Source organism: Plantibacter cousiniae (nom. nud.), from assembly GCF_977070315.1.
Genome location: NZ_CDRVEU010000013.1, coordinates 42,254 through 56,975 on the forward strand (window position 1 = coordinate 42,254; position 14,722 = coordinate 56,975).

10 protein-coding genes are annotated in these 14,722 nt (G+C 60.7%); 3 read left to right on the forward strand and 7 right to left on the reverse strand.

Translation table 11 applies throughout. The features are described 5' to 3' along the window. Position 1 precedes the first annotated feature (1 nt). The 6 genes from ehuC to ACW55A_RS22370 all read right to left on the reverse strand — a co-directional run bounded on the left by ehuC (position 2) and on the right by ACW55A_RS22370 (position 7,008). The gene (gene ehuC, locus ACW55A_RS22345; protein ID WP_455808992.1) at positions 2–679 is read right to left on the reverse strand and encodes an ectoine/hydroxyectoine ABC transporter permease subunit EhuC; all 678 of its coding nucleotides are present in this window, start codon (positions 677–679) and stop codon (positions 2–4) included. Positions 680–736: 57 nt separating this feature from the next. Then, complete coding sequence (ehuB, locus tag ACW55A_RS22350; RefSeq protein ID WP_455808993.1) at positions 737–1,609, reverse strand: ectoine/hydroxyectoine ABC transporter substrate-binding protein EhuB; 873 nt, start codon at positions 1,607–1,609, stop codon at positions 737–739. A gap of 243 nt (positions 1,610–1,852) precedes the next feature. After that, complete coding sequence (locus ACW55A_RS22355; RefSeq protein WP_498811167.1) at positions 1,853–3,496, reverse strand: dipeptide ABC transporter ATP-binding protein; 1,644 nt, start codon at positions 3,494–3,496, stop codon at positions 1,853–1,855. Next, positions 3,493–4,425 carry an ABC transporter permease gene (locus tag ACW55A_RS22360; RefSeq protein WP_248685061.1) on the reverse strand — a complete coding sequence of 311 codons (933 nt, stop codon included), beginning with the start codon at positions 4,423–4,425 and terminating at the stop codon, positions 3,493–3,495. Before ACW55A_RS22360 ends, ACW55A_RS22355 begins: the two co-directional genes overlap by 4 nt. A gap of 4 nt (positions 4,426–4,429) precedes the next feature. Next, on the reverse strand, positions 4,430–5,380 hold the full coding sequence (locus ACW55A_RS22365; protein ID WP_003364415.1) for an ABC transporter permease: 951 nt from the start codon (positions 5,378–5,380) through the stop codon (positions 4,430–4,432). Continuing rightward, the gene (locus tag ACW55A_RS22370; protein WP_498811168.1) at positions 5,377–7,008 is read right to left on the reverse strand and encodes an ABC transporter substrate-binding protein; all 1,632 of its coding nucleotides are present in this window, start codon (positions 7,006–7,008) and stop codon (positions 5,377–5,379) included. The genes ACW55A_RS22365 and ACW55A_RS22370 overlap by 4 nt, the downstream gene beginning before the upstream one ends. A 508-nt stretch (positions 7,009–7,516) precedes the next feature. Between ACW55A_RS22370 and ACW55A_RS22375 the strand changes: the two genes are divergently transcribed. Both ACW55A_RS22375 and ACW55A_RS22380 read left to right on the forward strand, forming a co-directional pair. Next, positions 7,517–11,569: a CHASE domain-containing hybrid sensor histidine kinase/response regulator gene (locus tag ACW55A_RS22375; RefSeq protein ID WP_498811169.1), complete on the forward strand. Its 4,053-nt coding sequence runs from the start codon at positions 7,517–7,519 to the stop codon at positions 11,567–11,569. Positions 11,570–11,587: 18 nt separating this feature from the next. Beyond that, a complete protein-coding gene (locus tag ACW55A_RS22380; RefSeq protein WP_455808997.1) occupies positions 11,588–12,550 on the forward strand; it encodes a GGDEF domain-containing response regulator in 963 nt (320 codons plus the stop codon). 9 nt (positions 12,551–12,559) lie between these two features. On the opposite strand, the gene ACW55A_RS22385 is transcribed toward ACW55A_RS22380, so the two are convergent. Next, entirely contained in the window at positions 12,560–13,444 is an 885-nt protein-coding gene (locus ACW55A_RS22385) for a LysR family transcriptional regulator (RefSeq protein WP_248680770.1), read from the reverse strand. Positions 13,445–13,583: 139 nt separating this feature from the next. On the opposite strand from ACW55A_RS22385, the gene ACW55A_RS22390 reads away from it, so the two are divergent. Then, positions 13,584–14,696 (forward strand): NADH:flavin oxidoreductase, encoded by a 1,113-nt coding sequence (locus ACW55A_RS22390; RefSeq protein ID WP_455808998.1) that lies wholly within the window; start codon positions 13,584–13,586, stop codon positions 14,694–14,696. Positions 14,697–14,722 lie beyond the last annotated feature (26 nt).

Below are 14,722 nucleotides of genomic sequence, written 5' to 3' on the forward strand. Positions count from 1 at the left end.
TTCATCCCCTGGCCGTGCGCCACGCGGTGGCGTGCTGCTCATAACGCTTGACCAGCCAGCTCAATGGCCAGGCCATCACGAAATAGCACACCAGCACGATGCTCCAGATCAGCGTTTGCTGGCCCAGCGTGGTGATCAATTGACTGCCGGTAAAGGTCAGGTCGGTGAGGGTGATGAGTGAGACCAGTGACGTGGTTTTCAGCAGCTCGACCAATTGATTACCCATCGGCGGGATCATGAACGGCAGGGCCTGCGGCAGAATGATTCGCCGAAACGCGCTTATCGGCCCGAAGTCCAGCGCAAGCACAGCGTCACGTTGACCCTGGCTGACGTTGATCAGTGCCGAACGAATGATTTCCGCGCCATACGCCGAAAACGTCAGGCCCAGCCCCAGCACGCCGGTGTTCATGGGGGACAGGCGGATGCCGAACAGCGGCAGAATGAAGAACAGGTAAAACAGCAGCACCAATGCCGAGATGCCACGCAGCACCTCGACATACACCGTGGCGAACCAGCGTAACGCCCGGAATGGCGACAGGCGCATCAGGGCGATTACAAGCGAGAGCACCAGTACCAGCAGTTCGGCAAGCACGGTGATCTGCAGGGTGATCCAGGCGCCGTGGGCCAGTTGTCTGGCAATGAAACCTGCGGTTTCCAGTGTTGCAGCATCAACAGGCATGGCCGTACTCGTGTGGGTCAGGGCCGTTTACTGCGCGCCCTTGCGGGGCGGGGCAGATCATGGGTTGCAGCGTTGGACTGCGGTGATGGCCGGGTCAGCCAGTTCGTTTTCGGTATAGCCGTACTTCTGCAGGATTTTCAGCAGCTCGCCCGACGCCCGGAGTTTGGCCAGTTGTTCGTTGAAGGCCTGTTCGAAGGCCGGATCGTTTTTTGGCAGGCCGTAGGCGTGGTAATTCCAGCCCGGTTTGCCACTGGCGTCCGGAATCTGCTCGAAAGGCAAGGCGCGCTCGATGTCCGGACTGTTGGCTTTCTTGATCAGACTGATGACTTCGGCGTCCGGGAAATACACCACGTCCACGCGACCCGCCTGCAAGGCGGCCAATGCCTCGATGTCCTTGTCGAACAACACCACGTTGCCGTTGGCGATACCGCTGTCTTTGGCTTCCTGAACCTGATTGCTGCCAGGTTGAGTGGCCAGGCGCACCTTGGCGTTGCTGGCGACGTCCTTGAGGCTGTGCAGGTTCAGCGGGTTGCCGGTTTTGACAATGAACGCACCGCCGGATCGCGTCACCGGGTTGGAGAACGCGATGACCTTGCAGCGATTCGGATTGATGAACAGGCCTGCACCGATCAAGTCGAAACGACCTGCTGCCAGACCCGGCACCAGCGAACCGAAGTCAGTGATAGGCGTCTCGATCTGCTTGATGCCCAGCGGTTCGAGAATCGCCCGCAGTATCTCGACGTTGGCCCCGGTGGCTTTGCCATCGGTGCCGATGTAGGCATAGGGCTGTTCATTGGCGATGCCAGCGGTCAGGCCGTCAGTGCGGCCTTTTTCCAGCAGTCCGGCCAGGGCAGGGAATGAAACGACGGCATTCAGCAGCAGCGCTGAACCCATCAGGGCTGGGAACGACAGGGGGTTGATGCCTTTCATTGCGGGTGCTCGAAGTAGGGGGATGGAGGCTTGTTGCTGATGCGGCCTGAACATGCGAGTCAGGTGCGCAAGGTAGCCTGGTCTTGCCTGCATCCTGCTTCGGCAACGTTTGGTGCATAAGGCGAAACTCTATAGCTATTAAAAAGATAATTTAAATATCGATAAGGAATATGCATATACGCAGTCGCCGAGGCCATGGGTTTCAAACGTCGTGCGACCCATTGATGCAAGCCCAGGTATTTGTCAGTGCGTCCCTGTTTGTAACTCCAGACGCCGGCCAGGTATCGCGGCAATCAACTCCTGGGTGTAAGCCGCTTCAGGCTTGGCAAAAACATCCTCGGCCAGACCCTGCTCGACGGTCTTGCCATGCTTGAGCACCAGTACCTGATGGGCAACGCTGGCGACCACTACAAGGTCGTGGGACACCAGCACGTAGGCGATGCCCGATTCGGCTTGCAGCTCGACCAGCAAGTCGAGAATCTGCGCCTGCACCGACACGTCCAGTGCCGAAACCGGCTCATCGAGCAGCAGCAGATCGGGCTGCAGGGCCAGCGCTCTGGCAATGGCAATCCGCTGACGCTGGCCACCGGAAAGCTCGCGGGGCAGGCGGTCCAGATAGGCCACGGGCAACTGCACTCGCTCTATCAACCGGCGTGCGGCCTGCTCCAGTTCGCGGCCTTTGAGCAGGCCGAACGAGACCAGGGGTTCGACGATGCTTTCGAATAACGTGAAGCGTGGGTCAAGGGCCGCGAACGGGTTTTGCTGCACTAACTGGATACGCCGCCGCAGCGGTCTGAATTCGCGCCAGCCCAGGTCGGTGACATCCTGGCCGTCCAGCTGCACTCGTCCGTGGGTGGGTTTTTCCAGACCCAGTGCGATGCGCAACACAGTACTTTTACCAGAGCCGGACTCGCCGACGATGGCCAGGGTCTCGCCGGGATACACCTTGAAGTTGACGTCTTGCAGCGCCTGAAAGTCGGCGTCTTCGCCTTTCACGTAGGGCAGGCGATAGGTTTTGCCGATGTTGCTCAGGGTCAGCAGAGGTGTGTCGCTGCTCGCGACCGGTCGCACTGTTGCCGGGCTCTTGCGCTGGCCGAAAGCCGGTGCTGCGGCGATCAGTGCGCGGGTATAGGCATGGCGAGGCGCGATGAGTATCTGTTGCGGAGGACCTTGTTCGACCAGTTCGCCCTTGTTCATCACCAGCACTCGATCGGCCCGGTCGGCCGCCACGCCCAGATCGTGGGTGATGATCACCAGGGAAATACCACGCTCGGCCACCAGACGTTGCAGATGATCAAGGATCTTGCGTTGTACCGTCACGTCCAGCGCGCTGGTGGGCTCGTCGGCGATGATCAGGCGAGGATTGCCTGCCAACGCGATGGCGATCAGCACGCGCTGACGCATGCCACCGGACAGTTCGTGCGGATACTGGCGGGCGCGCAATACCGGCCTGTCCAGACCGACCTGCTGCAGCAACTCCAGCACATCGGCATCCACTGCCGGGTAACGCCGGCCGTGGGCCTGAATCAGTGCTTCGGCGATTTGTCGGCCGATGCGCAGGGTAGGGTTGAGGCCGACCATCGGGTCCTGCGGCACCAGGCCGATGGTGCTGCCGCGAATTCGCCGTTTCTCGCGTTCGCCGGCATGGCCAAGATCGTGTCCATCGACGTGCAGCTCGCCGCCGGTAATGGCGGCATTGTCCGGCAACAGGCCGAGTATGGCGTTGGCCATCGTCGACTTGCCGGAGCCGGATTCGCCGACAATCGCTACGGTTTCACCTCGGGCGACCTGAAAGGATACGTTGCGCACGGCCTGGTTGACCTGGCCGTCGAAGCGGTAGGCGACACTCAGATGACGAATGTCGATCAGTTGAGCGGTATCGGTCATCGTTGAGTCTCTTCCAGAGTGCGGGCAATGTGGTTGAAGCTGAAGACCACGCCGACCACGAACAGGCCCGGCAACAGCGACACCCAAGGTGCAGTCATCAGAAAATGGCGGCCGTTGGCAATCAGCGTGCCCCACTCGGCGGCCGGTGGTTCGGCGCCGAAACCCAGAAAACTCAGCCCGGCAGTCGCCAGAATCGCCGCGCCGAAGTCCAAAGTTGCCAGCACCGCCACCGGGCCCCAAGCGTTCGGCAGGATGTGGCGCAGCAGGGTTCGCGTCCAGCTTGCACCGCCCAGCCGCGCGGCCTCGACGTAAGGCAGGGTCTTGACGCGCAATACTTCGGCGCGGGTGGTGCGCGCGAATCCGGGGATGATCCCCACACCGACCGCAATGGCCACCGGAAGGGTGCCGAACCCGATGGCGGTGACAATCGCCAGCGCCAGTAGCAAGCCGGGCAGGGCCAGCAATACATCGATCAGACGCATGATCACTGCATCGATGCGCCCGCCTGCGAAACCGGAAATCACCCCCAGGCTCAGGCCACCGGCCATGGCGATGCCCACCGCCAGCAATGCGGCCTGTACCGAAAGGCTCGACCCGTGTACCACGCGGGTGTAGAGATCACGACCCAGTTCGTCGGTACCGAACCAGTGCGCTGCGTTTGGCGCGGTGAGCTTGTCGCTGGGCGAGGTGGCGTAAGGTGCGTAGCTGCTCAGCAGGTTGGGTGCCAGCGCCGCCAGCAACGCAAAGGCGACCATTGCCACAGCGAGCAGAAACCCCGGGCGGCGCAGCAGGGGCCTGGCGGCCTCCACGGCGCGACTCAGGCTGCTGCGTCGCTGCCACTGCGCGGCAGGTGCGTTTTTGCCGGGAAGGTTTTGACTGGGATCAACAAGGCGGGTCAGGCGCGCAAGGCGGTTGTCGAAGATAGTCATGGCGTCAGGAGACCTTTGGCGTGTGGGCGATGCGCGGATCCAGCGCGGGGTACAGCAGGTCAACGATCAGATTGACCACGACGAACGCAGCTGCAGAGACCGCAACGATGGCCAGAACCACCGGGATGTCCTGGCGCAAAACGGCTTCCTGGGCAAGTCGACCGACCCCGGAGCGGGCGAAAATGGTTTCCACCAGCACTGCGCCGGACACTGTGTTGCCGACCTGCAGGCCGATCAGTGTGAGCAGCGGCAGGGCAGCATTCTTGAACGCATGGCGGGCCTGAACCTGCGCGCGGGTCAGGCCCTTGGCATAAGCGGTGATGATGTAGGGCTCTTTCCAGACGCCCTGAAAGCCACGTTGCAGGACCTGGGCGTACACCGCGGCGCTGGGGATCGCCAGCGTGACGGCGGGCAATATAAGGCTGGAGAATCCCTGATTGCCGGTCGCCGGGAACCAGCCAAGAGTGAACGCGAACAGTTGAATGAACAGCAGGCCCATCCAGAAGACCGGCACCGAGAAGCCCAGCGACGGCAGGCGTGACAAGGCGACTTTCAAGGGCTGCCAGCGTACGTAGGCGGTGAGATACGCCAGACCTGTCCCGCCGATCAGTGACAGAACAATGGCCAGCCCCGCAAGGCTCAGGGTTTGTGGCAGACGCTCGATCAGTAATTCCGAAACCGGGCGGTTGAGCGTCAGCGAATTGCCGAAGTCGCCATGTAACGCTCCCCACAGCAAATCGACGTATTGCTCGAAGATGCCGCGGTCCAGTCCGTAATAGAGCTTGGCCTTGGCGAGGTCCTGCGCGGACAGGGAGTCGATTTCGACACCCGAGGCGCTGAGCATGATCGACAGGCTGTCGCCGGGAAGCAGGTAAAGAATGAAATAGGTGACGCTGTAGGCACCCCAAAGTACCAGTAGCGCTTGCGCGATCCGACTGAGGATATAGCGACTCATGGCGTTGCCAACTCGATGTCGTTGAACAGCGCAAAGCCTTCCGCCGTCCAGTGGAAATTGCGTACGTTTTTCGCCGTGGCGGCTTGCCAGACGCGCTCGTAAACCGGGATCGCCGAGCCCTCGTCGACCAGCAGGTCCTGCAACTCGCCATAAGCCTTGGCGCGCTGTTCGCTTTGCGTGGCGGTCAGTCCTGCGTCGAACAGCTCAAGGGCCTTGGGCAGCGTTTCCGGCGCGTAAAGGTTGGTCGCCAGCGTCGAGCTGTTGGCACTGCGCGGGTCGATGATGGTCTGCAGAATGATCGGGTCGGCGCGGGTCATGTAGGTGGACGTCAGGTCATAATTGCCTGCCGCATTGGCCGCAGCCCACTCGGCGGTGGTCACCACGTTAAGCTTGAGCTCGATACCCACCTTGCGCAGTTGATCCTGAATCAGCACATCACCAGCGGTTTCGGCGGGGGACAGGTTGTAGGCCAGCTTCAGGCGCTTGCCTTCCTTATAACGATAGCCGTCGGCGTTTTTCTGCCAGCCCGCAGCGTCGAGCAGGCGCTCTGCACCTTGAGGGTCGTAGGTCAGTTTGTCGGCCTGGCTTTTATAAAACGGCGTGGTGACGTCGTAGATGCCGGAGACCACCGGGAATTGCGGGTTGTAAACGGTGGCTGCGTAGGTCTTGCGGTCGATTGCCTTTTGCAGGGCCAGGCGCACGTTGCGGTCGGCAAGAATGCGATTGCCACGCGTGTTGGGGTACAGGTTCAGCGCAGGTCCTGGCAGCGAACGGCTCTGAATGGTCGCGCCCCTGGACTTGAACAGGTTGAGGTCCACCTCGGAGAACGGATTGCGCGGCCAGAGGATATCGACCTGCCCCTGAACGAACTGGCCGTTACGGACGCTTTCTTCCGGCACGTAGCTGACCTCGACCGCATCCAGATGCGCCTCGCCCTTGTTCTGCGCATTGGCCGATGGCCAGGCATAGCCCTTGCGTTTGATCAGGCGCAAACCGCTTTCAGGCGTGTAGCGCTCCAGCACGAATGGCCCGGTGCCAATGATCGCGCCCAACGAACGCTCCTTGACGCTGAGTGCGTAGGACTCTGGAGCAAGAATGGCGAGATTGGTGGTAGAGGTGGCTTGCAGGAAGCCCGCGTTGGGTTGGGCCAGCACCAGTTTGATGGTGAAGTCGTCCAGTACCTCGGCGTGGTCGTAGCCTTTGAGGTAAGTGGCGCCGAAGGTGGCTGGCAGTTGTGCGGCGAACGACTTGTCCGCGTCGTAGGCCGTCTTCACCGCTTGAGCGTCGAAACGTGTGCCGTTGCTGAAGGTCACGTCCTTGCGCAAGTGAAAGGTATATTCCAGCGCGTTGTCACTGACTTCCCAGCGTTCTGCCAGCCAGGGAATGATCTTGCCGGTCTGCGGGTCCTGATCGGTCAGGGACTCGGCAATATTGCGCAGCACCACCCGATGCTCCAGCCAGTACACCTGAAAGGGGTCAAGGCTGACCAGCGTGGTGTTGTCTCTGAAGAACGCCACTTTGAGGGTTTTGGCTGCCTGGCCGTCCGGGCCGGAGGGTGAGCAGCCGAGCAGGGTAATGGCTGTGAAGGCGGCGAACAGCAGTCGCGGGAGGAACATGCGCCCAGTCATCGCACTGCGCTCCGGGGGGCGAGTCCAGTCGAAAAAGTCGAAGGCTGTGTACGGCGCATGGAAGGTCCTCTTCAAGTCGAGCACAGTGCTTCAGCACTGATTTCTTAAGACCGTATTCTTATGGTCATGCACTGTAAAAGTCTTTTTTCTTCTAAGCTAATATAGGTTTTTGTGATTAATTTATTTTTTATTATGCTTATTTAGTATTTTTTAAGGCTTTATGTTCTTGGCAAACAGCGCTTTGTCAAAAACCAGACTTTTGGTCGTCGTCACTGAGTCCGATCAAAATCGTCCCTTTCATCGGCCAGACCGACGCCCGAAGTTGCAGGTGGCTGCTGGCAAATGCCCTGCGACCACTTGCACGCGATAAACCATGCAGCGATGGCGACGTCACTGGCGCTTGGTCGAAGACAATCTACGCTTGAGGTCGCAGAGACACGCCAGGGCAGGCGGACGGTGTCCTCTGGTCACCTCACAGTATTCAGGATTGAAAACGAGTGTCTGATTGATGAAGAAAAGCTCTCTCACGTGGCTCGTTGGCTGGATGGCTGTGGTTCTGCTGGCCGGGCTCAGCGTCAGCTTTATTGCCAGCCATGAACAGCGCAGATCGATCGATACGCGCATAGAACAGGCGCTCAAGGAGGCCGGAGAGGGCATCGGCGATAACTTGCAGGCACGACTCAGGGTGTACGAGTACCGTCTTCGAGGCCTGCGCGGTGCCGTTCATATGCTGGACCTCGAGCATATCAACAGCAGCCAGATGAGCCGCTACAGCAAAGGGCGCGATATCGAGAAGGAATACCCTGGCGCGCGCGGGTTCGGCTTCATCCGTCGTGTCGCGGCCAGCGATGAGGCCGAATTCGTGAGGCGTGTCAGGGCAGATGGCAGGCCGGACTTCAGTCTTGGTCGGCTGGGTGCCCAGCAGGGAGACCGTTTCATCATTCAATTCATCGACCCGCTGGCCCGCAACGTCCAGGCACTGGGGCTGGACATCGCCTCCGAGGAGCATCGTCGCGATGCAGCCCTTCAGGCCATGCGCAGTGGCGCTGCCACCCTGTCGGCGCCCATTACCCTGCTGCAGGACAATGATGACCACTTGCGTGCTTTCCTGTTCCTGTTACCGGTTTACAGCACCCCTGAAACCCCGACCGATATCGCCCAGCGCGAAACATCCCTGATCGGCTGGACCTATGCGCCGTTGGCCATGCGTGAGGTGATGAGCAATCTGGACCCTCTCAACCACAGAGTGCACTTGAAGCTTTATGACGTCAATGAAGGCCAGCATCTGATCTACCAGACTCCGGAAAGCGGTCATGAGCAGGAGGTCTTGCAGACCTATGCTTTCGAACGAGACATCTATGGCCGCGTGTGGCGCATGGAGGTAGGCGCTCACCCGGCATTTGCCGAGGCACTCGATCCGGTTCCGGCGGGCAGGGTGTTCATCATCGGCACATTGGTCAGCCTGATGTTGACGGTGCTGGTTGGCACTCTACTGTTGTCCCGTCAGCGCAAACAGCAGGTGGTTGCCGGTCAGGCCAGGCTGGCCACTATCGTCGAAAACTCCAGCGACGCGATCATCGGTGAAGCCCTGGACGGTCGGATCATCACCTGGAACCGGGCTGCCGAACAGATGTTCGGGTATGACGAGCACGAAGTGCTGGGCTGTCCATTGGCGCCACTGCTGGTTCCGCCAGATCTGGTTCATGAAGACGAACAGTTGTTGGAAAGGGTGGCCCGCGGTGAGCGAGGCCCGACGCTGGAAACCCGGCGTCTGCACAAGAACGGTCAACTGATCGATGTGACCATTACCTGCAGCTTCATCCGCGAGACGGACGGCACCATACTCGGCGCGGCGAAAATGATGCACGACATCACCGACCGCAAGCGCGTCGAACGCTACCTCATGGAGTTCAACGCACAGCTTGAGCAACAGGTCAGCGAGCGCACTGCAGAGCTGTCCAGAGTGGCGGGTTTGCTGCAGGGGGTGCTGGACGCCTCTTCGGAGGTTTCGATCATCGCTACCGATATGCAGGGGCAGATCTTTGTGTTCAATCGGGGCGCCGAATTGCTGCTGGGCTACAGCAATGCGGAAATGGTCAGCGGCAACGGTCCAGGCGTGTTTCATCTTCCTGAAGAAGTGGCCGCACGCTCCGCTGAGCTGAGTCGTGAATACGGCACCCCGATCGAAGGCATTGACGTCTTTTGCTACAAGGCATCCCTCGAAGGTTCGGAAACCCGACAATGGACCTACGTACGCAAGGATGGCACGACGGTCCCTGTGCTGATGATCATCACCCCGATCCGTACCGCCGATGGAGAACTCATCGGTCATCTGGGTATCGCTCAGGACATCACCGAACGGCTGCACCATAGCGCCGAATTGCACGCGGCCAAGTCCAGCGCCGAAGCTGCCAATGCGGCCAAAAGTCTGTTCCTGGCCAACATGAGCCATGAAATTCGCACGCCCATGAACGCCGTGATCGGCATCTCCCACCTGCTGCACAACACCGCCTTGAACGACCAGCAACGCCAGTTGCTGACCAAGCTGCAGATTGCGGGCCGGACCTTGTTGGGGATCATCAACGATATCCTCGACATCGCCAAGATCGAGGCGGGAGAGATGCGGCTGGAACATAACCCCTTCAGCCCTCGACAACTGCTCGACGAACTGGGCGAGCTGTTCACGCCCCAGGCGCAGGAGAAAGGCCTGCGTTTTTCTGTCAGCGTCGTGGCATCGCTGCCTGGCCAGTTGATAGGAGACGCATTGCGGGTCAACCAGATCCTCATGAATCTGGTCGGCAATGCGCTCAAGTTCACCACAGTCGGCGGAGTCGATGTGACAGTGAGTCGTGAAGACGATCACGCCGATACCTGCTGGTTGCGCTTCTCTGTGCAGGACACGGGCTGTGGCATACCGGCCAATGTACTCGGCCAGCTGTTTGCGCCGTTCACACAGGCGGATGCGTCTACCACGCGGCGTTTTGGCGGCACCGGACTGGGTTTGTCGGTGGTGCGCGGGCTGGCCGAGCAGATGGGCGGCCGGATAGGGGTGGAGAGCGAGCTCGGCACCGGCAGCGAGTTTTGGGTGGAGTTGCCGTTTCAGAGCAGCCAGAGCGATCTGGAGCCGTCCGGCCCGGGAAGCAGTCTGGAGGTCATGCTGCTCAGCGACGACGTGCAGTCGTCCACGGCGCTGCAACGGTTATGTCGCGGCCTGGGCTGGCGAGTGGCAAGCCTGACCGACGAACAGGCGCTGCACGTGGCCTTGCAAGAGCGTAATCACGTCAACGCGCCATTGCCGGATGTGTTGTTGGTGGACTGGCAGCAGCCGCAGGTTGAGCAGGTGCAACAACTGATCGAGACGACGCCGCTTCCGGTCATTCTGGTGAGCCCGTCCGGGATCCGGGAAGAACTGCTCCCTCTGGTCGACAAGGTATTGCTCAAGCCGCTGGACAGCTCGGCCTTGTTCAACGCGATCAATGCCTGTATCGCCAAGTACCAGGGCAGCACCGAAAGGGTCATTCAGGCCACGCGAATGGATACCTCCATGACGCTCTGGCTGAGTGGATTGCACCTGCTGCTGGTGGACGACAGCGAGATCAATCTGGAGGTCGCCAGCCTGTTGTTGCAGCAACAGGGCGCTGTGGTTCAGACCTGCAGCAATGGTCTGCTGGCCCTTGAACGACTGCGTCAGACGCCAGATGTCTTCGATGCCGTGCTGATGGATGTGCAGATGCCGGAAATGGATGGTTATGAGGCCACGCGGCGCTTGCGCAATGAACTGGGCCTGACACGCTTGCCCGTGCTGGCGTTGACCGCAGGCGCCCTGGCAGAGGAGCGGCGACAGGCCGAGCTCGCGGGTATGGATGACTTCCTCACCAAGCCTCTGGACCCCGCCGCCCTGATCCGGGCGGTACGTCGTGCCGTCGAGCGTGTTCGAGGCGCTCCGCTGGCGGTCGGCACCTTGCTGCAGGAAGCCCCGACAGGCTCTGCATGGCCGGTGATCGAAGGTATCGACACCCAGGAGGTCGCCGCTCGGCTAGGCAATGATGTGCCCTTGTTTCTCTCGTCCCTGCGGCGCTTTTTCAATGAATTTGCCGCGTTCGGCGAGAGCGAGAGCCTTCTGGCACGGGCGCGACAGAGCCCCGATCAAACGATGGCTGACCTGCACAAGCTGCGCGGTGCTGCGCTGCTGCTCGGCGCTAGGCAAGTAGGGCTGCATGCCGGGCAGGCGGAAGCCCTGCTGCGCCACGGTACGGACCCTGAGCCGGCTCTGCGGGGTGTGAGCGCCGCTTTCCGTGCTTTGCAAGACCGCACGCCGGTACTTGAGGAAAGGACGCCGGCCCCACGTATCGATACGGATCCCGATGCCTCCCGACAGGCGTTATCGACCTTGCGTGAATTGCTTGAAAACCGTGATATAGCCGCGCTGGACCAGTTTCCGCTGGCTGCTGCCGCGCTCCAGGAGCTGGCCGGACAGGCACTGGTCGAACAGCTCTGGCAAACCATTGAAGGACTCGAGTTCGAACAGGCACTGCACCTGCTCGAACGTGCCGACTTATAAAAAGGAGCTTCATCCATCATGCAACCTGTACCTAGCCTGCTGATTGTCGATGATGATATTTCCGCCATTCGTGTGCTGAGCAAAGTTCTCAATGGCCTGGGACAGATTCGTTTTGCCACGGGGGGCGCCCAGGCCCTGAAGATGGTCCGGGACATGCGTCCGGACCTTATCCTTCTCGACGCCGAGATGCCTGGAATGAGCGGGTTTGAGGTCTGCGAGACGCTAAAGGCCGATCAACTGCTGGAAGACGTCCCGGTCATCTTCATCACCAGCCACACCGAAACCCGCATCGAGGAAGCCGGACTGGCGCTGGGTGCGGTGGATTTCATCGGCAAACCCATTCAGCCGTTGATCGTCACGGCGCGCGTAAAGACCCACCTGCGCCTGAAAATGGCGATGGACCAGCTCAACCTGCTGGCCCAGACCGATGGGCTGACGGGGCTGGCCAACCGGCGTTTTCTCGACGAGAGCATCGAGCGTGAATGGCTGCGCGTGCGGCGCAATCAGGGGGCATTTTCGCTGCTGTTGCTCGATATCGATTTCTTCAAGCGCTACAACGATCACTATGGCCATTTGCAAGGCGATGAGTGCCTGATTGCCATTGCCCATGCCGTGAAACATTGCGTGCACAGGTCTACCGATCTGGTGGCCCGTTATGGGGGCGAGGAGTTCGCCGTGCTATTGCCGGATACCGGCGCAGAGGGTGCCTGCCGGCTGGCGGAGGAAATCGTGGAGCACATTCATGGCCTTGCCAGGCCCCATGAAACCAGCGACCTGGGCCGGGTGACAGTGTCGGTGGGGGTGGCAAGTCTGGAGGCTGGCGCGCTGCCCATCCCGCGCCCGGACGTGGCGGCCGGTACTGCGCCTGACCCGATTGCAGCAGCATTGCTGGCGGAAGCCGACCGGGCCTTGTACCGGGCCAAGCATGAAGGACGAAACTGCAGCCGGTTTGAGCCGATACAGGTTGCACCATGGCACTGACACCTTGCTTCAAACCGTATTTTTCTTGAGCTCTGCTTCAAGGCGGTCGACGAACAGGCGTACCCGGTGAGGTACGCGCTGGCGGGTCGGCAATACGGCCGTCACCGACAGTTGCTCGGGGGTGACGTCTTCGAAGTGTATCTGCAGAAGGCTGCCTGCACGGATTTCCTGCTGAACGTCCCAATAGGTCAGCATGGCCAGCCCCAGGCCCTGTTTGCACGCCGTGCGCACCGCTTCGACGCTGTTGGCCGAGAACGTACCCTGAGCGCGAATGGCCACCGGCTCGCCCTCTCTGATGAACGTCCAGTAAGGCATCGCATGCAAGGTTATGCATGGGTGTTGGCGGAGCTCGTCGAGTACCGATGGCTGGCCGCGCCGCATCAGGTAGTCGGGGCTTGCACACACGACCCGTGGGTTGGGCGCCAGCGATCTGGCCACCAGCGAGGAGTCACGTATCGTGGCGATCCGAATGGCGACATCGATGCCTAACCCGGCGATGTCCACGATGCTGTCCGACAGTGTCAGGTCGACACTCAGTGCCGGGTTCTCCTGCATCAATACCGGCAGCAGCGGCATGATGACAGTCTGACCAAACACGCTGGGTGCTGTCACCCGCAACACGCCACTGGCCTTACCGGTATCGCCCTTCAGCGTGGCGCGGGCGGTTTCGCTGGTGTGCAGCATGGTTTTGGCGTGGGGCAGAAACACTTCGCCCTCCGGCGTCAGGGATACCGAGCGGGTGGTGCGGTGAACCAGCCTGACGCCCAGGTCGTTTTCCAGCGCAGCCAGACGCCTGGAGATTGCCATCGGCGACAACCCGAGTCGACGCGCCGCTTCCGACAGGCTCCTGCTGGAAGCAATGGCGGCGAACACCTCTATGTCAGATATTTGCACGGATTCTATCCATTTTCGTTAAAGCGCCTTATCTGCACGGCCGGGTTCCAATGGGCTGCGCCACCCCTTACCGTTGCTGCAGGTTCTGTCAATGACAGCGGGCAATTCGTAGCCGGTCTGCACAGTGAGGATTTGAAGTATGAGCGAGACAAACAAACACGTTACAGCTCCGTTCGATATCGGTCATCTGAAACTGAAGAACAGGTTTGCGGTGGCGCCCATGACACGCGTGAGCGCGGACGAGCAGGGCAGTGCAACGCAAGCCATGACGCGCTATTACGAGCGATTCGCCAAGGGTGGTTTCGGCCTGATCGTCACCGAAGGTAACTACACCGATCGCCGTTTTTCCCAAGGCTACCGCTTCCAGCCCGGGCTCACCGATGACGAGCAGGCTCAGGCCTGGCGTGCTACGACCGATGCTGTGCACCGGCATGGCAGTGTCATGATTGCGCAACTCATGCACGCCGGCGCGCTCAGCCAGGCCAATCGCTTCGTCAGCGAGTCGGCGGGTCCTTCGGCCACTCGTCCCAAGGGCGAACAGATGGCGTTCTATTACGGCGCGGGCAGCTACCGGATCCCGCAAGCGATGAGTGACAAGGACATTGCCGAGGCCATTGACGGGTTCGCCCACGCGGCGCAACTGGCGATTGGCACTGCAGGCTTTGACGGTGTCGAGATACATGGGGCGAACGGCTACCTGCTCGATCAGTTTCTGACCGATTACAGCAATCAACGCACCGATCAATGGGGCGGTGAGGTCGTACAGCGTCTGCGGCTGACGCTTGAGGTCATCGCCGCAGTGAAAAAGGTCGCCGGGCAGGCACCGGTGGGCGTGCGTCTTTCACAAGGCAAGGTCAACGACTTTCAGCACAAATGGGCGGGGGGCGAACGCGATGCCGAAGTCATTTTCGCTACGCTGGCCGATGCCGGCGTCGATTACATCCATGTAACCGAACACGAAGCATGGCAGCCGGCCTTTGCCCAGGGTAAAGCCAGCCTGGTCGAACTGGCCCGACGCTACGCGCCAGGCGTTGCGCTGATCGCCAATGGCGGCCTGCACGATCCGCAAAAAGCCGACCAGGTGCTTCGCCAAGGTGCGGACATCATCGCAGTGGGCAAGGGGGCGCTGGCCAATCCGGACCTGCCAGAGTTGTTGCGTCAGGGCGCGCCACTCCGCGACTTCGATCCAGCCATTCTCGGGCCGATTGCCAACATCAAGGACAGCGAGCTGGCATTCAACGGGATGAATTGAACAGGTTTTCATAGGTGGGCTCGCTT